The organism is Streptomyces sp. NPDC046716 (assembly GCF_040645755.1).
Classification (GTDB): Bacteria; Actinomycetota; Actinomycetes; order Streptomycetales; family Streptomycetaceae; genus Streptomyces.
The window spans coordinates 1-18,657 of sequence record NZ_JBEYYU010000065.1; the positions used below are offsets into that span (position 1 = coordinate 1).

16 protein-coding genes are annotated in these 18,657 nt (G+C 71.7%); 11 read left to right on the top strand and 5 right to left on the bottom strand.

All coding sequences use genetic code 11. The features are described from left to right. The first annotated feature begins 239 nt into the window (after window positions 1–239). From ABZ930_RS34125 to ABZ930_RS34140, 4 genes are read left to right on the top strand one after another with little or no spacing between them, the layout of a single operon-like run. Window positions 240–1,304 (top strand): trypsin-like peptidase domain-containing protein, encoded by a 1,065-nt coding sequence (locus ABZ930_RS34125; RefSeq protein WP_361556804.1) that lies wholly within the window; start codon window positions 240–242, stop codon window positions 1,302–1,304. Between the two features lie 41 nt (window positions 1,305–1,345). Next, window positions 1,346–1,519 carry a hypothetical protein gene (locus ABZ930_RS34130; protein ID WP_361556807.1) on the top strand — a complete coding sequence of 58 codons (174 nt, stop codon included), beginning with the start codon at window positions 1,346–1,348 and terminating at the stop codon, window positions 1,517–1,519. A gap of 45 nt (window positions 1,520–1,564) precedes the next feature. Continuing rightward, window positions 1,565–2,305, top strand: coding sequence for a response regulator transcription factor (locus ABZ930_RS34135; RefSeq protein WP_361556810.1), 741 nt, complete (start codon window positions 1,565–1,567; stop codon window positions 2,303–2,305). Further along, window positions 2,302–3,747 (top strand): HAMP domain-containing sensor histidine kinase, encoded by a 1,446-nt coding sequence (locus tag ABZ930_RS34140; protein ID WP_361556813.1) that lies wholly within the window; start codon window positions 2,302–2,304, stop codon window positions 3,745–3,747. The genes ABZ930_RS34135 and ABZ930_RS34140 overlap by 4 nt, the downstream gene beginning before the upstream one ends. Before the next feature lie 3 nt (window positions 3,748–3,750). Here the strand turns inward: ABZ930_RS34140 and ABZ930_RS34145 are convergent, their stop codons facing one another. The 5 genes from ABZ930_RS34145 to ABZ930_RS34165 all read right to left on the bottom strand — a co-directional run bounded on the left by ABZ930_RS34145 (window position 3,751) and on the right by ABZ930_RS34165 (window position 10,409). Next, on the bottom strand, window positions 3,751–3,948 hold the full coding sequence (locus ABZ930_RS34145; RefSeq protein ID WP_361556816.1) for a hypothetical protein: 198 nt from the start codon (window positions 3,946–3,948) through the stop codon (window positions 3,751–3,753). A 31-nt stretch (window positions 3,949–3,979) separates the two neighbouring features. Continuing rightward, complete coding sequence (locus ABZ930_RS34150; RefSeq protein ID WP_361556819.1) at window positions 3,980–4,564, bottom strand: helix-turn-helix domain-containing protein; 585 nt, start codon at window positions 4,562–4,564, stop codon at window positions 3,980–3,982. 60 nt (window positions 4,565–4,624) lie between these two features. After that, window positions 4,625–5,893, bottom strand: a complete 1,269-nt coding sequence (locus ABZ930_RS34155) for a DUF2993 domain-containing protein (protein WP_361556821.1) — start codon at window positions 5,891–5,893, stop codon at window positions 4,625–4,627. A gap of 82 nt (window positions 5,894–5,975) precedes the next feature. Next, the gene (locus ABZ930_RS34160; RefSeq protein ID WP_361556824.1) at window positions 5,976–8,486 is read right to left on the bottom strand and encodes a hypothetical protein; all 2,511 of its coding nucleotides are present in this window, start codon (window positions 8,484–8,486) and stop codon (window positions 5,976–5,978) included. Between the two features lie 114 nt (window positions 8,487–8,600). After that, window positions 8,601–10,409 carry a bifunctional metallophosphatase/5'-nucleotidase gene (locus tag ABZ930_RS34165; protein WP_361556827.1) on the bottom strand — a complete coding sequence of 603 codons (1,809 nt, stop codon included), beginning with the start codon at window positions 10,407–10,409 and terminating at the stop codon, window positions 8,601–8,603. Window positions 10,410–10,546: 137 nt separating this feature from the next. Here ABZ930_RS34165 and mshD point away from each other — a divergent pair, with 137 nt between their 5' ends. From mshD to ABZ930_RS34200, 7 genes are all read left to right on the top strand, one after another. Next, entirely contained in the window at window positions 10,547–11,479 is a 933-nt protein-coding gene (gene mshD / locus ABZ930_RS34170) for a mycothiol synthase (RefSeq protein ID WP_361556829.1), read from the top strand. A 138-nt stretch (window positions 11,480–11,617) separates the two neighbouring features. Beyond that, complete coding sequence (locus ABZ930_RS34175; RefSeq protein ID WP_353947131.1) at window positions 11,618–12,013, top strand: GntR family transcriptional regulator; 396 nt, start codon at window positions 11,618–11,620, stop codon at window positions 12,011–12,013. Then, a complete protein-coding gene (locus ABZ930_RS34180; protein ID WP_361556832.1) occupies window positions 12,010–12,903 on the top strand; it encodes an ABC transporter ATP-binding protein in 894 nt (297 codons plus the stop codon). Before ABZ930_RS34175 ends, ABZ930_RS34180 begins: the two co-directional genes overlap by 4 nt. Next, window positions 12,900–13,910, top strand: a complete 1,011-nt coding sequence (locus ABZ930_RS34185) for a hypothetical protein (protein WP_361556835.1) — start codon at window positions 12,900–12,902, stop codon at window positions 13,908–13,910. The genes ABZ930_RS34180 and ABZ930_RS34185 overlap by 4 nt, the downstream gene beginning before the upstream one ends. Continuing rightward, complete coding sequence (locus tag ABZ930_RS34190; protein ID WP_361556838.1) at window positions 13,907–14,851, top strand: hypothetical protein; 945 nt, start codon at window positions 13,907–13,909, stop codon at window positions 14,849–14,851. The genes ABZ930_RS34185 and ABZ930_RS34190 overlap by 4 nt, the downstream gene beginning before the upstream one ends. Window positions 14,852–14,936: 85 nt before the next feature. Beyond that, window positions 14,937–15,917 (top strand): hypothetical protein, encoded by a 981-nt coding sequence (locus ABZ930_RS34195; RefSeq protein WP_361556841.1) that lies wholly within the window; start codon window positions 14,937–14,939, stop codon window positions 15,915–15,917. 397 nt (window positions 15,918–16,314) lie between these two features. Further along, the gene (locus ABZ930_RS34200; RefSeq protein WP_361556844.1) at window positions 16,315–18,630 is read left to right on the top strand and encodes an RNA degradosome polyphosphate kinase; all 2,316 of its coding nucleotides are present in this window, start codon (window positions 16,315–16,317) and stop codon (window positions 18,628–18,630) included. Window positions 18,631–18,657: the final 27 nt, after the last annotated feature.

Sequence of the window (18,657 nt, forward strand, 5' to 3'; positions counted from 1 at the left end):
GGGCCTCCGAGCATCGCTCGCAGTGGCGCAATCGGGCCCCTGAAGGCATGCGCTGCGCGCGCCTTCCCCTGCCCCTGAGCGAGCGCAGCTCGCTTCAGGGGCGCGGGGAACTGCGCGACCAGCCCCCACCGGGCCGCAGATCATCGACGGCCCGTCTTTATTTCGGGCAAACAGGGTTCTGCCGGGACTCTCAGGGCACGCTCAGGCGGCTCTCATGAACGCGGCTCAGGCTTACCGACATGACCGAGAGCTTCCGCCGCGACGGCGAGTACCCCCAGGGCCAGCAGCAGTCCCCGTACTCCGAGACCCCGCAGCAGAACCCCCCGCACTCCACCCCGGTGGACAGCGCCTGGCCGCCCCCTCCGGCCTACGAGCCGATCCCCCACCCGGAACCCGAACCCCGGGCCGGGAAGAAGCGGCTGCGCGGCCCGGTAGGGCTCCTCGCGGCGGTGGCCGTCGCGGCGGCAGTCGTCGGCGGCGGCACCGCGTACGCCTTCCAGGAGCTGACCGGCTCCTCCACCACGGCGTCCTCCTCGACCAGCACCAACGTCGTGCCCAGCAGCAAGAAGGGCACCGTCTCCGGAGTGGCGGAAGCGGTCAGCCCGTCGATCGTCGAGATCAACGCGACGCTGAGCAACGGCTCGTCGACCGGCTCCGGCGTCATCATCACCAGTGACGGCGAGATACTCACCAACAACCACGTCATCTCCGGCGCCTCCTCCGTGAAGGTGCAGACGAGCGACGGCAAGTCGTACACCGCCGAGGTCGTCGGCACCGACGCCAAGAAGGACCTGGCGCTGATCAAGCTGAAGAACGCCTCCGGCCTCAAGGCCGCGACGCTCGGCGACTCCGCCAACGTCGGCGTCGGCGACGAGGTCGTCGCGATCGGCTCTCCCGAGGGCCTGACCGGCACCGTCACCAGCGGCATCGTCTCCGCGCTCGACCGCGACGTCACCGTCTCCACGGACGAGGGCCAGCAGGAGCAGCAGCAGCAACAGCAGGGCGGCAGCGGTCAGTGGCCGTTCGAGTTCGGCGGCCAGGAGTTCAACGGCGACACCGGCTCGTCCACGACCACGTACAAGGCGATCCAGACCGACGCGTCCCTCAACCCGGGCAACTCCGGCGGCGCCCTGATCGACATGAACGGCAACATCATCGGCATCAACTCCGCGATGTACTCGGCCAGTTCGGACTCGTCCTCGTCGTCGTCGAGCGCGGGCAGCGTCGGCCTCGGCTTCGCCATCCCGATCAACACCGTCAAGGCCGACCTCGACTCGCTGCGCGCCGGGGGCTCCGACAGCTGACCCGCCACCGCGCCGAGCACCGACGAACAGGGAGAACCCTCATGATCAGTACCGTGCACCGTCACCCCGGGGCCACCACGGGCCCCGCCGACATCCGGCTCGCCCTCGCCGTCGCCTCGACGCTCTCCCCGCCGGTCACCCGGGCCCCCGAAGTGGCCCCCGCCGCGGCGCCCCGCCGGGTCGCACGCGGGCGCCGCGCCGCCGTGCGAGGCTGATGGTCCGCCGCAGTACTCAATCCCGTACGTAAGGAAGCCCACGCCATGAGCCCCGCCGAAGGCGACCGCGAAGACCGGCACCGCATCCTCATCGTGGACGACGAGCCCGCCGTCCGCGAGGCCCTGCAGCGCTCCCTCGCCTTCGAGGGCTACGGCACCGAGGTCGCCGTCGACGGCGCGGACGCGCTGGAGAAGACGGCCGCCTACCGGCCGGACCTGCTGGTCCTGGACATCCAGATGCCGCGGATGGACGGCCTGACCGCGGCCCGGCGGCTGCGCGCCACCGGTTCCACGACCCCGATCCTGATGCTCACCGCCCGCGACACGGTCGGCGACCGGGTCACCGGTCTCGACGCGGGCGCCGACGACTACCTGGTCAAGCCGTTCGAGCTCGACGAGCTCTTCGCCCGGGTCCGCGCGCTGCTGCGCCGCAGCTCGTACGCGTCGGCGGCGGGCGCTGACGGCCCCGACGACTCCGACGTCCTGTCCTTCGCCGATCTGCGGATGGATCTGGCGACGCGCGAGGTCACCCGCGGCGACCGCACGGTGGAACTGACCCGCACCGAGTTCACCCTCCTGGAGATGTTCCTGGCCCACCCGCGCCAGGTCCTCACCCGCGAGCAGATCCTCAAGGCGGTCTGGGGCTTCGACTTCGAGCCCTCGTCCAACTCGCTCGACGTGTACGTGATGTACCTCCGCCGCAAGACCGAGGCGGGCGGCGAGCCCCGGCTCGTGCACACGGTGCGGGGTGTGGGGTATGTGCTGCGATCGGGGAGCGCTGAGTGAACACCCTGGTCCGGCGGCTGCGCACCCTGCCGCTCAGGTCCCGGCTGGCGCTGCTGGTGTCGGTGGCCGTCGCGGTGGCGGTGGCGGCGGTGGCGGTGACGTGCTGGTTCATCACGCAGAAGCAGTTGGCCGAGCAGATGGACAACGACCTGCGGCACCAGGTCAGCTCGGTGAAGTCCGACCAGATCGTGGCCATCGCCCGGAGCTGTCAGTCCGGCTCCCCCTCGGACACCCGCTCCTTCCCCGGCCCGACCATCCAGGTGATCACCACCAGTGGCCAGGTGTGCACGTCGCAGGGTGACGCCAAGATCCCGGTGCAGTCGTCCGATCTGGCCGTCGCGGCCGGCACCGAGCAATCGGCCCTCCACACGACGGACGACGTGGACGGCAAGGCCATGCGGGTGTTCACCGTGCAGGTCGTCAACCAGGTCAACCAGGACCGGGTCCGGATTCCGGACACAGCGGTGTCGATCGCCAGCCCGATGGAACAGATCACCCAGCCCCTCACCACCCTCGCCTGGGTCCTCCTCGCCGTGGGCGGCATCGGGGTCATCGGCGCCACCGCGGCCGGGCTCTGGATCGCCCGGACCGGGCTGCGCCCCGTCGACCAGCTCACCGAGACGGTCGAACACGTGGCCGCCACCGAAGACCTGACCGTCCGTATCCCGGTGGAGGGCGACGACGAGATCGCCCGGCTTTCGGCCTCCTTCAACTCCATGACGGCGTCACTCGCCTCCTCGCGCGAGCTGCAACAGCAGCTCATCGCCGACGCGGGCCACGAGCTGCGTACCCCCCTGACCTCGATGCGGACCAACATCGAACTGCTCACCCGCAGCGAGGAGACCGGCCGCGCGATCCCCCCGGACGACCGCAAGGCGCTGATGGCGTCGGTCAAGGCACAGATGACCGAACTGGCCGCGCTCATCGGGGATCTGCAAGAGCTGTCGCGGTCCGGACTGAGCGGCACCGAGGGCCCCCTGAAGGTCGTCTCCTTCCACGAGACGGCCCGCCAGGCCCTGGAGCGCGCCCGGCTGCGCGGCCCCGAGCTGAAGATCGTCTCCGAGCTGGCCCCCTGGTACGTCCGGGCGGAACCGGCGGCGCTGGAGCGCGCGATCATCAACCTGCTGGACAACGCGGTGAAGTTCAGCCCGCCCGGCGGCACCGTAGAGGTCCGTCTGATGCGCGGCGCGCTGACGGTGCGCGACCACGGCCCCGGCATCCCGGCCGACGAACTCCCGCACGTCTTCGACCGGTTCTGGCGCTCTCCGACGGCCCGCGCGCTGCCGGGCTCCGGCCTGGGCCTGTCGATCGTGGCCCGCACCGTGGAGAGCTACGGCGGCGAGGTCACGCTCGCCGCGGCGGACGGCGGCGGCACCGTGGCGACGATGCGACTGCCCGGCGCGCCGACCCCGCCCCCGGACCAGCCGGCCGAAGCGCCCTAGCAGTCACGCGGGAGCGGGCGCCGTCCCCTTCGCCGGGGCGGCCAGCCGCAGCCCGACCTCGACGAGGGTCCAGCCGAGCCGGGTGCGCAGGGCGACGGGGTGCCGGTCCCGGACGGTGGCGGCCAGCCGGTCGGCGTCGGCCTCGGCGCGCAGGCCGGCGGCGCGGCCGTCGTGCAGGGCGAGATGGATCTCGGAGTGCATGGCAAAGCCTTTCGGTCCGTCGCTGCTGATGTCAGTCGCTGCTGATGGGGAACGTGTGCGTGTGGACGCGGACCCGCTCGGCCCGGGAGTCGTTCTCGGTGACGGCCAGATCGCGGTACTCGGAGACGAGGGCGTGCATCTTCTCCACCAGTTCCTCGGCGAGCTCCGGCGTGAGCCGCAGGGTGTCGCTGCTCATGTCCGCGGCCCGGGACCACTCCTCGGGCCAGGTGCGGCGGCTGCCGAGCCAGGTGGACAGATTGCGCATCTGCGACGTGGCGACCTCGTGCAGATAGAAGTCGGCGGCGCCGCGCACCTCCGGGTCCTGGTCCTCCAGCAGGGCGTTGTCGACGGTCAGGCCGCGATAGACCGCCCCCCACCACCGCTCCCGCCCCTTGCCCCGCTCCGGCACGTCCTCGACGAAGCCGTGCGCGGCGAGCTGGCGCAGGTGATAACTGGTCGCGCCGCTCGACTCGCCGAGCTTCTCGGCCAGTTGGGACGCGGTGGCCGGCCCGTCGAAGCGCAGGGCGTCGAGCAGCCGCATGCGCAGCGGGTGCGCGAGCCCGCGCAGCGAGCGGGCGTCGAGATCACGGACCTTGGGCGGGGTGGGCTCCTTCATGCGTACAAAGATAGCTATGCAAAGAAACCCTTGCAAGTGTTTCTTTGCAACTCCCCTCGGTCAGCCTCCGACCGACAGCCCCGCCCCCGACAGATCCACCCGGATCCCGCCCTTCTCGACCTTCACGTCCCGCAGCCGTACGTACCCGTGGTCGCCCGGCAGCCTGGGCAGCTGGAAGGCGAGCGAGAGGCGGTCGGCGAGTTCGGGGCGGGTGAGCTCGGTGAGGCCGTCGAGCAGACGGGGGTCGATGCCCAGCTTCTGGAGCAGCCAGGGGTTGTCCATGGCGATGTCGATGAGGTTCATCCCCATCACCTTCTTCACGAAGCGCGGGGACCCGGTCAGCTCGCTGAGCTTGTCGTCGCTGCGCTCGGCCTGCCGCACGGCGCTCGCGGGCACCCCGACGCGGTGCACGATCGCCGGGATGGACAGCATCCGGCGCGCCTTGTCGGTCTCGGCGGTGAGCCGGGCGACGGACTTGGGCGTCAGATGCAGGCCCTGGTCGGCGCCCGTGCCGGGCCGGTAGGTGGCGAGGTCGCCGATCGCGAGGCTCATGTTGTCGATGTCGGTGGAGATGCCGGAGGCGCCGAGCCGCTGGATCGTGGCGTCGGCGCGCACCTTCAGGTCGTGCCCGGCGACGGGCAGCGTGCCGCGCGCGAGGACCCGGTTGTCGCCGTGCCCATTGAAGGTGACCTGGGAGGCGCCGAGCTCACGGTTGAGGTCGGCGAAGCTGAGCAGCACCTCGCCCTGCATCCGGTCGACGGTCGCGCCGCTGATGCCGGTGAGCCCGTCGCCCTCGATGCGTACGTCCTGCGCGGTCGCCTGGACCTTGGCGAGGGTGATGCGGTCGGCGGCGACGTCGGGGACCGTCACCTTCAGCTCGTCCACGCGGCGGTCGGCGAGCTGGGTGAGGAAGGGGAAGCCCTGGATCTCGACCTCGGGCGCGGCCGTCAGCTTCAGCTCCTTCTTGAGCTGCTGGGCGGCGCGATGCTCCGCGTACAGGACGGCCCAGCGGTCGGCGAGGGCGAGGAACGCGGTGAGGACGAGGACCGCGACCACGCCCTTGACCGCGAGGGAGAGGCTGCCGAAGCGGCGCCGGCCGCGGCTGCGGTGGTCGGGCGGCGACCACTCCTCGTCGTCCCGGTACGCCGGGTCCTCGTGGAGGACGTCGTCGAGCGGGTTGTCGGCGCGCCGGTCGCCGTCGAGGTCGGCCAGTTCGTCGTACGGACTGGCGTACCGGCCGGGGGCGCCGGCCGGCTGCTCGGGAACCGATTCCTCCTGCCAACCATCAAACGGAACGCGGTCGTTGGATATGCGGTGGGGGGTACGCATCAGCCGATTTCACCATACGTACCGACCCCGTTCGCAAGCCGTGCACACCGCAGGCACGGTAACGCGCCACTTCAGCGCGGCCTCAGCGCCTCCGCCGACGCCGCGTCACCAGCACCGTGCCCGCCGCCACGAGCAGGGCGGCAGCCGTCGCCGACCACGCGGTGGGCCCGAAACCGGAACCGGTGTCGGCGAGTTCGCCACCGTGATCCTTGTCACCCGGCGGGACCGTCGGGGTGGACGGGACCGGCTGCGACGGAGTCGGAGGCGGCGTCACCGTCGGGGTCGGCGTGGGCGTCGGAGTGGGCGTGGGCGTCGGGGTGGGCGTCGGGGTCGCCGCCGCCCGGTCCGTGTTCGTCACCGTGCAGGTCACATCGGCGCCGGGTGCCACGGCCACCTCGGCGTCCGTCACCGGCACCGCGGCGCCCCCGGCTGACTCGCATGCCCAGTCCCCGGCGTCATATGCCTCCGGCCCATCCGATTCGGCGAGCGTGTACGTCCCGGCCTCGACCTCGGCGTTCGTCACCGCGTCCGCGCCGGTCACCCCGGAGAGGTCGTCGGGGCCGTCGGCGCCGAGCGTCCAGTCGGCCGGGGAAGCGGTGCCGCCGTGCTCGTTCACGACCTTCTTCACCAGGGTCAGCCGGGCTTTGCAGGTGACCTTGTTGAGAATCCCGAAGGTGTTGTGCTCCTCGGTGAGTTCGGCGCGGTACGGCAGCGCCTCGTCCGCCTCCGTGCCGTTGGCGTCGGTGACGCGACTGCCGGTCAGCGTGCAGGAGTCGGGCAGCGTCGTGGTCTCGGCGACGGTCGTGGTGTCGCCGACGGTGTAGCCCTCGCGGGCCGTGCCCCACGGCTGGGCCTGCGGGGCCGTGCCGGAGGGGCCGGTGAGGGTCGCCGCGGCGTCGAAGCCGTCGGGCCGGTCGGCGTGCTCGTAACGGGTGCCGTCGATGTCCCACACCTTGTCGACCCGCACATCGGCGGTCTGCGGTGGCTTGTTGTAGACGGTGCAGGTGACGGCGCCCAGGCTCGGCACGTCCACGGTGAAGGCGGGCGCCGCGGCGGTCCCGGTGTTCGTGACGGTTACGTCCGCGCCGGTGTCGAGGTTGGTGCACACCGCGTTCTTGCCGCCCTGGGTGACCAGGTCGTAGCCGCTGTGCTGCTGCTCGGCCACCGTCACGTCGGCGTGGGTGGTCCCGGCGGGATACGCGGGATGGAAGACGACACCGCCGGTGCCGTCGTCCTTGGTCGTCTCGCTGTCCGGCAGGCCCTCGATGCCCGCCGTGGTGGTGGACGCGTCGAACTGCCAGCCCGCTTCCGCGTTCTCGGCGCCGGTCACGTCCTCGCCCTTGTTGCCCGCGGGCACGATCTGCTTGATGACGGACAGCGTGCCCTCGCAGTGCGACAGCGCCAGGTCGTGCAGGGCCTGGCCGGCCGCCGCGAAGTCGTCGGTCTGGTAGTAGTCGGCGGTCGCCGTGTTGTCGCCGGTGAACGCCTCCTGGCCGGAGATCGCCCGCAGGTTGAGCCCGGAGATCCCCTCGACGCCCTTGCCGACGCCCACCGCGACGACCCGCTCGCCCTTCGCCTTGACGGCGTTGGAGGCGAAGATGCCGCCCTCGACGTCCGCGAAGTGGGTGTTGGAGCCGTCACCGGTGTACGGGTTGCTCCACCGCGTCGGGTTGCCGTCGGTCAGCACGATGACGAGGTCGTAGACCGGCGCGGCCTTGGCGACCGCGTACTGGGCCTGGTCCCAGTTGGTGCCCGAGCCCAGCGTCCAGTCCGCGTAGAGGGACTTGAAGGAGTCGGCGCCCGCCTTCGTGGAGACCGACATCAGGTCGGGGTGGTTGGCGGAGGTGCCGGTGGTCGGCGGCGAGGTCTTGTCGAAGGAGAACAGCGCCATCCGCGAGGGCGTCCCGCTCAGCGTGTCCGTCAACTGGTCGGTGGCCGCCTTGAGCTGCGGCAGCGCGCTGCCCACGGACGACGACAGGTCGAGCACGACGGCGACGTCGAGCCCGCAGGACTCGGGCAACGGCGGGTTCGTACGGGACTGCTGCCAGATGCCGCCCGAGGCGACGTAGGGGGTCGACGACCAGCTGGTGCTCTTCATGAAGTCGCCGGTCGAGCGGTACGTCTGCCCGTCCGCCAGGGCCGGCGTCCGGAACTGGTACGTCGACTCCACCGAGCCGGAGCCGCTGCCCTTGCCGGTGCGCAGCGTCGGATTGGTGTACCAGCCGGCGGGTACGCCCCCGGCGAGCTGCCGCACCCAGTACCGCTGCCCCTCGTTGGCCCCGCCGCCGCCCGTGTCCGGCACGGTGAAGCTGCAGTCGCCGTCCGCGTCGGAGGTGCACCGCGCCCAGGCGTCGGGCAGCGGCTCGGTGGCGGTCTCGCTCGCGTACAGGGCGAGCCGGACTCCGGCGAGCGGCGCCACCGTCGCGTCCCCGTTCCGGTCGCCGCCCGTCTTCACGGTGACGACGGACTCCCCGGCCGCGGGTGACGGCACGTCGGCTGCCACCTGGCCGGGCCAGGCGGCGACCGCGGTGAAGGTGAGCGCGGCCGCGGCGCCCAGGCCCCGCAGCCGCACCCCCCATGGACGGTGACGCATCATCAGACTCCCGGACGGCACGGACAGCAAGGACAGACCTTTGCCCGAATTTATCCGATAAGAGCCTTATGGCCGCCTATTTCGACGGGCGTGCCCCGTCCGCCTCTCGTACGGTCACTTCACGATCGTGATCCGGTCCGCCTTCGGCGGCGCGATCGGGTTCGCCGCGGAGGAGTTGGCCGTCAGGTAGTCGTTGAACGCCTTCAGGTCGTCCGCGCCGACCAGCGGGTTCTTGCCCGCGCCGAGCGCCGCGAAGCCGTCGCCGCCGCCCGCGAGGAAGGAGTTCATCGCGACGCGGTAGGTGGCGGCCAGGTCGATCGCCGCGCCGTTCAGCCTGATGGAGTCGGTGACGACGCGGGCCGCGCCGGACTTCGTCATGTCGAGCGTGTACGTGAGCCCGGCGGACGGCTGGAGGATCTTCGGCGAGGCCTCGTTCGAACCGCTGACCTGCTGCTGGAGCGCCTGCACGACCTGCGCGCCGGTGAGGTCGACCAGGTTGACCGTGTTGCTGAAGGGCTGCACGGTGAACGCCTCGCCGTAGGTGACGACCCCGTCGCCCTCGGCGCCGCTCGCCTTGTACACGAGGTCGGAGCGGACCCCGCCCGGGTTCATCAGGGCCAGGCTCGCCTTCGGGTCGAGCGACGTGGCGTGCGCGAGCTGCGCGTCGGCGATGAGGTCGCCGAGCGGCTCCTCCGGCGTACCGGCGCCGCGGCCCGCGATGTCCCCGGAGATGTAGCCGACGGCCTGGTTCGCGACGGGCGCGGCCAGCTTGTTCCACTTGCCGATCAGGGCCGTCATGTCGGCGGCCTTGTCCTGCGTACGGGACACGACGTGGTTCGCGGACTTCACGGAGGTACGGACGATGTCCTTGGTCCTGCGGTCGTAGGTCAGCGTGGTGTCCGTGTAGAGCTTGCCGTACGAGGACGCGGAGGTGACCATGCGCGGGTTGCCGGACGGGTCCGGGATCGTGCACACGTACGCGTTGTGCGTGTGCCCGGTGACCAGGGCGTCGACCTTCGGCGTGATGCCCTTGGCGATGTCCACGATCGGGCCGGAGACGCCGGAGCCGGCGCCCGCGGAGTCGCAGTCGTAGTTGTACGCGGACGAGGCCGGGGCGCCGCCCTCGTGGATCAGGGCGACGATCGACTTCACGCCCTGCTTGTCGAGGATCTTCGCGTACTTGTTGACCGTCTCGATCTCGTCGTGGAACTTCAGGCCCTTGACGCCGGATGCCGAGACGATGTTCGGGGTGCCTTCGAGGGTGACGCCGATGAAGCCGACCTTCACGCCCTTGTGCTTCCACACCCAGTAGGGGGCGAGCACCGGCTTGCCGGTCTTCTCGTTCGTCACGTTCGCGGCGAGGTAGGGGTAGTCGGCACCCTTGAACTTCTTGCCCGCCTCGTAGCAGCCGTCGGTGGGGTGGCAGCCGCCGTTCTGCATCCGCGCCAGCTCGGTGGCGCCCTCGTCGAACTCGTGGTTGCCGACGGAGGTGACGTCCAGGTCCAGCTTGTTCATGGCCTCGACGGTGGGCTCGTCGTGGAAGAGGCCGGACAGCAGCGGGCTGGCGCCGATCAGGTCACCGGCGGCGGCCGTCACGCTGTAGGGGTGGTTCTTGCGCGCCGTGCGCAGGGAGGTGGCCAGGTACTCGACACCGCCCGCGTCGACCTGCTTCGTCGTGCCGTCGGCCTGCTTCTCGGTGACCTGGCCCGACGAACCGGCCGGCGCCTCCAGGTTCCCGTGGAAGTCGTTGAACGACAGCAGCTGTACGTCCTGGTAGCGGCCGCCGCCCTGGCCGTGACCGTGGCCGTGGCCCCGGTCGTGGGCCGCGCTCGCGGGCATGGCGGCCATCAGCGCCCCCGCGGTGGCGAGGGTGGCGACGGCGCCGAGCGCGGTTCTCAGACGCCGGTTCGTCCTGGTGGGCATGGAGGATCCCCTTGGGTGCTCTACGAAGACTGCGACTGCCGGGCAGCCTAGGGTCAACGCGCGTAGCACAACAGGGGATTGCAGGTTACGAGCTGGTTGCCGACTCCCCGCGGGGCCCCCGCCGTACCCTCGTAACCATGACCACGGACCCCGCGAACATCCCCGATCCCGCCCTCCCGGGCCGCCGTATCGACACCCTGACCTCGCTCTCCGCCGAGCAGTCCGGCGCCGTGCTGGCCCTGCTCGCCGACGCGGCCCGCGCCGACGGCCAGCAGGCCGTGTCGGAGCAGGGACGGCTCCATCTGCGCGGCGAGCGCGACGGCGTCACGCATCTGCTGCTCTCGGTCGACGGGGGCCTGGTCGGCTACGCCCAGCTGGAGGACACCGACCCGGTGGAGGCCCCGGCGGCCGAGCTGGTGGTGCACCCGGCGCAGCGCGGGCACGGGCACGGGCGGGCGCTCGGCGCGGCGCTGCTCGCGGCGTCGGGCAAGCGGCTGCGGGTGTGGGCGCACGGCGGGCACAGCGCGGCGCGCCATCTGGCGCAGGTGCTCGGCCTGACGCTCTTCCGTGAACTGCGGCAGATGCGGCGGCCGCTGACCGATCTCGAGCTGCCCGAGCCGGCGCTCCCGGCGGGCGTCAGGATCCGCACCTTCGTGCCCGGCCAGGACGACGCGGCGTGGCTGGCGGTGAACGCGGCGGCGTTCGCCCACCACCCCGAGCAGGGCTCCCTGACCCAGCGCGACCTGGACGACCGCAAGGGCGAGCCGTGGTTCGACCCGCGCGGCTTCTTCCTCGCGTTCAAGGGCGAGGAACTGGTCGGCTTCCACTGGACGAAGGTGCACGCGGAGGAGCGGCTCGGCGAGGTGTACGTGGTCGGAGTCGCGCCCGAGGGCCAGGGCGGCGGCCTCGGCAAGGCGCTCACCGCGACGGGGCTGCGCCATCTCGCGGCGGCCGGGCTCCCGACGGCGATGCTCTACGTCGACGCGGACAACAAGGCGGCGGTGAGCGTGTACGAGCGGCTCGGCTTCACGACGTACGAAACGGATCTGATGTACCGAACCGAGTCATAACACCCGGGACCCGGCGCACATATCGGGCGAGGGGGCGGCGTCACTTGACGCCGCCCCCTCTCTTGCATCACCCTTTCACTACTTGATTAGTGAAAGGGGGGTACGCCAGTGGCCAAGGACGACCGGCCGGCCGCGCCGATGATCGAATTCCGCATCGACCGCCACAGCGGCGTCGCCACCTACCTGCAGATCGTCCACCAGACGGAGCAGGCGCTGCGGCTCGGCATGCTCGAGCCCGGCGACAAGCTGCCCACGGCCCGCGAGGTCGTCGAGGCGACGGCCATCAACCCGAACACGGTGCTCAAGGCGTACCGCGAGCTGGAGCGCGAGGGCCTCGTGGAGGCCCGCCGGGGACTCGGCACGTTCGTGCGCAAGTCCCTGGGCTCCGGCCCGGGCGACTCACCGCTGCGCAGCGAGCTGGAGGACTGGACGAGACGGGCGAGAGAGGCGGGACTGGACCGCGAAGACGTCGCGGCCCTGTTCACCGTCGCACTGGAAGCACACTTCAGCACCACCACCAAGGGGACTTCATGAGTACGGCGATCGAGGCGACGGGCCTCGCGAAGCGCTACGGCCGACTGGGCGCCGCGGCCCTCGACGACTGCTCGTTCCGGCTGCCCACGGGCCGGATCAGCGCCCTCGTCGGGCCGAACGGCGCGGGCAAGTCGACCCTGCTCTCGATAGCGGCCGGGCTGCTGCGGCAGAGCTCGGGAGAGCTGCGCGTGCTCGGCGCCGCCCCCGGCGAGAACCGCGCCAAGGTCGCCTATCTCCCCCAGGACAAGCCGCTGCACCCCCAGCTGTCCGTCGCGGACACCCTGCGCATGGGCGCCGAGCTGAACAAGGACCGCTGGGACGCGGCCTACGCGACCCAGATCGTCGAGGCCGGCTCGCTCGACCCGAAGGCGAAGATCCGCTCGCTCTCCGGCGGCCAGCGCACCCGCGTCGCCCTCGCCCTCGCCCTCGGCAAGCGCCCCGAGCTGATGCTCCTCGACGAGCCGATGGCCGACCTGGACCCGCTGGCCCGGCACGAGCTGATGGGCACCCTGATGGCGGACGCCGCCGAGCACGGCACGACCGTACTGATGTCGTCCCACATCGTCTCCGAGCTGGCCGACGCCTGCGACCACCTGCTGCTCCTGGGCGACGGCCGGATCCGGCTCGGCGGCGGCATCGACGACCTGCTCGGCGCGCACAGCCTGGTCACCGGCCGCGGCGAGCTGTCCGGCCACACCGTCATCGAGTCCCGCGCCTCGGGCCGCGGCGTCACCGCCCTGATCCGCAGGGACGGACCCGTGGGCGACGACTGGCAGGTGCAGGAGCCCTCCCTGGAGGAGCTGCTCCTGGCCCATCTGCGCGCCCCCGAGGCCCCGGCCCTGCTCACCCCGAGCACCGCGGCCGCGCACCGCTCGGCGGTGACCGCATGAGCACCACGCTGGACAAGCCCGCCACGACCTCCGGCAAGCCCCCGCTCCGGCGCACCCCGCCCGGCGCCGACGGCCTGGTCTGGACCGTGCTGCGGCTGCACCGCACCGCCCTGTGGGTGTGGACCGGTTACCTCGTCATCAGCGTCGGCCTGCTGCTGTGGCTGTGGGGCCCCGGCGCCTCGACGGCGCAGAAGGCCTTCGACGCGTTCGGGTACGCGGGGGCGCAGGACATCGCCTGGGACGGCAAGTCCGTCTCCCTGCCCTCCTTCGGCACCTCCTTCGACTCCCTCTTCTACGACCCGGCGACCCTCACCCAGCTGGCCACGGTCGCCGTCGCCGTCTTCGCGGCGGGCCCGCTGATCGCGCGTGAGCTGGAGACGGGCACCGCGCGCCTCGCCTGGACCCAGTCGGTCTCCCCGGCCCGCTGGCTCACCGCCAAGCTGGGCCTGCCCGCGATCGCGGTCACCGTCGGCACCGGCCTGGTCGTCGCCGTGTACGAGCGGGTGTGGCACTCCCACAACCATCTGCTGATCGCCGGGATCGGCCCGCGCTCCTACTACTTCAACATCGGCCCGGCGACGGTGGCGAACGTCCTGTTCGGCCTGGCCCTGGGCGTCTTCGCCGCGCTGGTGATCCGCCGCACGCTGCCCGCGATCGTCGTCGCCGGGACCGGCACCTATCTGGCCGGTGCGCTGCGCGCCAACTCCTGGCCCTTCCAGGGCGCTTACCAGCAGCCGGAGATCCCCGTGCACAACAAGGCGATCACCTCCACGGGCGCGGAGATCCCCGACCCCGGGTGCTATATGGACCAGAAGTGCCTCGCCGCGCACCACGTCACCGGCTTCGACCGGCACTACCTGCCCTCGCCGGACTTCTGGCCCCGCCAGCTCACCGAGACGGGCATCCTGCTCGCCCTCACCGTCGTGCTCGTCGCCGGAGCCTTCCTGGTCCTGCGCCGCTACCAGCCGAAGAAGTCCCGGCAGCTCCAGAAGGAGGCCACCGCGTGAGCACCCTCTCCCTGTCGCCCCGGTCGGGACTGACCTGGACCGTGCTGCGACTGCACCGCGGCAGCCTGTGGCTGTGGACCGCGTACGTCGTCCTTCTCGCGGGTGTGCTGCTGTGGGCCTGGGGGCCGGGAACCTCGGGGCTCGGCCTCGCCGGGGACTGCAACCCGGCGGTGGCCAACGAGTGCGTCGCGAAGGGGGCGACCGCGAGCAGCTTCCACTACGCCGTGTCGTTCGCGGACACCTTCCTCTCGCTCCTCCCGCCGGCCGTCGCCGTGTTCGCGGGCGGCGCCCTGATCGGGCAGGAACTGGAGCGCGGGACCGCCCAGTTGGCGTGGACCCAGTCCGTGTCACCGGTCCGCTGGCTGACCATGAAGCTGGCGCTGCCCGCCATGGCCCTGGTCACCGGCACCGCCCTGCTGGTGGTGCTGCGCCGCCAGGTCGCCGCGGCGGCGCCCGACCTCCCGCAGAACCGCTGGTTCTCCGGCGCCTTCGACGTCCTGGGCCCCGTCACGGTCGTGCTGCCGCTGCTGGGCCTCGCCTGTGGCGCGCTGATGGCGCTCGTCCGGCGGCGGTCGCTGGCCGGGGCCGGTCTCGGCCTGGCGCTCACCGTGGCACTGTCCGCGGCCGTCGCGCTGCTGCGGCCGTACCTGTGGCCCACCGAGACCCGGGTGGGCACGGTCGCGCAGAACTACCTCGAGTTCACCGGTGAGGTCATGAGCGAGGGGGCGGTCACCTCCTCCGGCGCGCACATCGCCGACCCGCTGTGCGTGGGCGACCGCGCCTGCGTCGCCGAGCACCACATCACCGGCTACTACCGCGAGGGCCACCCGCCCTCCCACTTCTGGCCCCTCCAACTGGTCGAGACGGGCGTGCTGCTGGCCCTGACCGCCCTGATCGTGTTCATCGCCTACCGCGTCCTGCGCAGGAGCGTCGCACGATGAGTTCCGTTCACCCCTGGTTCCCCGGCACCGTCCAGCCCGCCCCGGCGCTCCACGCGCCGCGGCCCCGCGGAAAGAGATCCGGCTCATGACCCAGACGCTCCCGGCACTCCCGCGCGGCCCACGCGGCCTGCGCACGCTGCGCCCGACCGGCACCGTGTGGGCGGCGCTCCGACTGCACCGGATCGCCCTGGGGGCCTGGTTCGTGGTGGTCCTGGCCACGACCGTCCTGCTGCTGTGGCTCCACGGGCCGGGGGCGGACGCGGCCGCGCGGCATCTGGCCGCCTGTGCCACCCCGCACTGCGAGCTGGCCGGGAGCGCATACGCCCGCTACGACCAACTCCTGCGACTGGTCGGCACGTTGATCGGCGCGACCCCGTACATCGCGGCGCTCTTCATGGGTGTCGTCTGTGTGGGGCGCGAACTGGAGCGCGGCACGGCGCAGTTGGCCTGGGTGCAGTCCGTCAGCCCGACCCGCTGGCTGGCCACGACGCTGGCCGTGCCCGCCGCCTGGTTCCTCGCCGGGACGGTTCCGCTGGTCGTCCTGCACCGGCTCGCGTGGGCGGCCGGGCCGAGCCCCCTCACCCCCTGGTACGACACGGACCTGTACGTCGGTACCGGTCCGGTCGCCCTCAGCCGGGTCCTGCTGGGCCTCGCCGTCGGCGCGCTCGGCGGAGTCCTCTTCCGCAAGGCGCTGGCCGGTGGCGTCGCCGGGGTCGCCGCGCTCCTGGTGACCGGCTGGCTGAGCACGCGGTACCGGGTCAGCCTGTGGCCCACGGTCACCGACCACGGCCGGACGCCACAGACCGGGCCCCCCGACGCGCAGGCACTCCGGTACGACGCGGTGACCAAGGACGGGGAACTCGTCACGAACAACATGGCCTGCGCCGACGCGGGAAACGGAGCGGAGCTCAAGCACTGCGCCCGCGGCTTCCAGGACTTCTCGGTCACCTACCACCCGTCGTCCCACTACTGGCCCCTCCAGCTGACGGAATCGGCACTGATCCTGACGCTGACCGCACTGGCCGCGGCGGCAGCCTTCACGATCCTCCGCCGCCGCACCCGGTAGCCGAGGGCCTGGGAGGTGGCCCCCTCCAGGGGAAGGCCGCGCGCAGCGCATGCCTTCAGGGGCGCGGGGAACCGCGCGAGAAGCCCCACCGGGACGCAGCCGAACGACAACCAGGCGATCACCGCCCCGCGCCGAGAACCCCGCCCCGCCGAACCCCGGCCCCCAATAGACGCCGGGGAGCCGCCCGCCCATATCCCGCACGTCATATCGCCGTAACCAGTGATTCAGACACGGTTGCGACCCTCACGGAATGCAGCCCCCCGCGTCGGACACCCCCTCTCCCCCGCCGGAACCCCCCACCCCGCAAGCGCCCACCCCCGGCAGGCTCCGCCTCGCCCCCGCGCTCAGCGACCTTCCCGGCGCGCCCGAGACCGTCTCCGCGCGGAAGAATGGGCCCATGAGCCAGCCGAACGCCGCCCAGGACCAGTCCGCAGCCGAGTCCGAGCCCTCCCCGGCCCCCTCGGCATCGCACCCGCAGCCCTCCGTGGGCTCCCTAGCCGCGCACCGCCCGCACCCGGTGGCCAGCGGCGACTACGAACGGTCGGCCGCGAAGCTGGCCGGCATCGTCGCGGACATCGACGCGGACCCGGACGACTACGAGGAGGACTACGCGAGCCAGGACGGCGCGGAGCTCCCCCAGGGCCGCTTCCTGGACCGGGAGCGCAGCTGGCTGGCGTTCAACGAGCGGGTCCTGGAGCTGGCCGAGGACCCGGCCACGCCCCTCCTGGAGCGGGCGAACTTCCTGGCGATCTTCGCGTCGAACCTGGACGAGTTCTTCATGGTCCGCGTGGCCGGCCTCAAGCGCCGCATCGCGACCGGCGTCGCCACCCGTTCGGCCTCGGGTCTCCAGCCCCGTGAAGTGCTCGAACTGATCTGGAACCGGTCCCGGGAACTCATGGCCCGGCACGCCGCCTGCTACCAGGACGAGGTCGCCCCGTCCCTGGCCGACGAGGGCATCCACGTCGTGCGCTGGAACGAGCTGACCGACAAGGAGCAGTCCCGGCTCTACACGCTGTTCATGCAGCAGATCTTCCCGGTGCTCACCCCTCTGGCGGTGGACCCGGCGCACCCCTTCCCGTACATCTCGGGCCTGTCCCTGAACCTCGCGGTCGTGGTCAGCAACCCGGTCTCCGGCCACCGCCACTTCGCCCGCGTCAAGGTCCCGCCGCTGCTCTCCCGCTTCCTGGAGGCGTCCCCGCAGCGCTACGTCCCCATCGAGGACGTGATCTCCGCGCCCCGGCACCTGGGCGAGCTGTTCCCCGGCATGACGATCGAGGAGCACCACATGTTCCGCGTCACGCGGAACGAGGACCTGGAGGTCGAGGAGGACGACGCCGAGAACCTCCTGAAGGCCCTGGAGAAGGAGCTGATGCGGCGCCGCTTCGGCCCGCCGGTGCGCCTGGAGGTCGAGGAGACGATCGACTCGGAGGTGCTCAGCCTCCTCGTCCGCGAGCTGAAGATCAGCGAGGCAGAGGTCTATCCGCTGCCCGGCCCGCTCGACCTCACCGGTCTCTTCTCCATCGCGGGCATCGACCGCCCGGAGCTGAAGTACCCGAAGTTCGTCGCGGGCACGCACCGCGACCTCGCCGAGGTGGAGTCGGCGTCGGCGCCCGACATCTTCGCGGCCCTGCGCGGTCACGACGTGCTGCTCCACCACCCGTACGACTCGTTCTCCACCTCCGTCCAGGCGTTCCTGGAGCAGGCCGCCGCCGACCCGGACGTGCTGGCCATCAAGCAGACGCTGTACCGGACCTCGGGCGACTCCCCGATCGTCGACGCGCTGATAGAGGCGGCCGAGGCCGGCAAGCAGGTCCTCGTCCTGGTCGAGATCAAGGCCCGCTTCGACGAGCAGGCCAACATCAAGTGGGCGCGGAAGCTGGAAGAGGCGGGCTGCCACGTCGTCTACGGCCTGGTGGGCCTCAAGACGCACTGCAAGCTGTCGCTCGTGGTCCGCCAGGAGGGCGAGTCGCTCGTCCGCTACAGCCACGTCGGCACCGGCAACTACCACCCCAAGACCGCCCGCCTCTACGAGGACCTGGGCCTGCTCACCGCGAACCAGGAGGTCGGAGCGGACCTCTCCGACCTCTTCAACCGGCTCTCCGGCTACTCGCGCCGCGAGACGTACCGCCGCCTCCTCGTCGCCCCCAAGTCCCTGCGCACGGGGCTGATCACGCGGATCGAGAAGGAGGTCCAGCACCACCGTGCGGGCCGCCCGGCGTACGTCCGCATCAAGGTCAACTCGATGGTCGACGAGGCGATCATCGACGCCCTGTACCGGGCGTCGCAGGCGGGCGTCCCGGTCGACGTGTGGGTGCGCGGCATCTGTGCCGTACGCCCCGGCGTCACGGGCCTGTCGGAGAACATCCGGGTCCGCTCGGTACTCGGCCGCTTCCTGGAGCACTCCCGGGTCTTCGCCTTCGGCAACGCCGGCGAGCCCGAGGTGTGGATAGGCAGCGCCGACATGATGCACCGCAACCTCGACCGCCGCATCGAGGCCCTGGTCCGCGTCGAGGACCCGGCCCACCGGGCCGCCCTCAGCCGGCTGCTCGAAACGGGGATGTCCGACTCCACCGCCTCCTGGCACCTGGGCCCGGACGGCAACTGGACCCGGCACGCGACCGATCCGTCGGACCCGGCCGGACGCCCCCTGCGGAACGTACAGGAGATGCTCATAGACGCCCGGAGGCGCCGGCGTGGCACAGCAACACCTTGAGCCCGGCGAGTCGTTCGGAACCGGTCC

What these genes read in the sequence shown, in the direction of transcription:
- ABZ930_RS34125 (WP_361556804.1), top strand. Translation starts at nt 240, where the DNA reads ATGACCGAGAGCTTCCGCCGCGACGGCGAGTACCCCCAGGGCCAGCAG.
- ABZ930_RS34130 (WP_361556807.1), top strand. Translation starts at nt 1,346, where the DNA reads ATGATCAGTACCGTGCACCGTCACCCCGGGGCCACCACGGGCCCCGCC.
- ABZ930_RS34135 (WP_361556810.1), top strand. Translation starts at nt 1,565, where the DNA reads ATGAGCCCCGCCGAAGGCGACCGCGAAGACCGGCACCGCATCCTCATC.
- ABZ930_RS34145 (WP_361556816.1), bottom strand. Translation starts at nt 3,948, where the DNA reads ATGCACTCCGAGATCCATCTCGCCCTGCACGACGGCCGCGCCGCCGGC.
- ABZ930_RS34150 (WP_361556819.1), bottom strand. Translation starts at nt 4,564, where the DNA reads ATGAAGGAGCCCACCCCGCCCAAGGTCCGTGATCTCGACGCCCGCTCG.
- ABZ930_RS34155 (WP_361556821.1), bottom strand. Translation starts at nt 5,893, where the DNA reads ATGCGTACCCCCCACCGCATATCCAACGACCGCGTTCCGTTTGATGGT.
- ABZ930_RS34160 (WP_361556824.1), bottom strand. Translation starts at nt 8,486, where the DNA reads ATGCGTCACCGTCCATGGGGGGTGCGGCTGCGGGGCCTGGGCGCCGCG.
- ABZ930_RS34165 (WP_361556827.1), bottom strand. Translation starts at nt 10,409, where the DNA reads ATGCCCACCAGGACGAACCGGCGTCTGAGAACCGCGCTCGGCGCCGTC.
- mshD (WP_361556829.1), top strand. Translation starts at nt 10,547, where the DNA reads ATGACCACGGACCCCGCGAACATCCCCGATCCCGCCCTCCCGGGCCGC.
- ABZ930_RS34175 (WP_353947131.1), top strand. Translation starts at nt 11,618, where the DNA reads ATGATCGAATTCCGCATCGACCGCCACAGCGGCGTCGCCACCTACCTG.
- ABZ930_RS34180 (WP_361556832.1), top strand. Translation starts at nt 12,010, where the DNA reads ATGAGTACGGCGATCGAGGCGACGGGCCTCGCGAAGCGCTACGGCCGA.
- ABZ930_RS34185 (WP_361556835.1), top strand. Translation starts at nt 12,900, where the DNA reads ATGAGCACCACGCTGGACAAGCCCGCCACGACCTCCGGCAAGCCCCCG.
- ABZ930_RS34195 (WP_361556841.1), top strand. Translation starts at nt 14,937, where the DNA reads ATGACCCAGACGCTCCCGGCACTCCCGCGCGGCCCACGCGGCCTGCGC.
- ABZ930_RS34200 (WP_361556844.1), top strand. Translation starts at nt 16,315, where the DNA reads ATGAGCCAGCCGAACGCCGCCCAGGACCAGTCCGCAGCCGAGTCCGAG.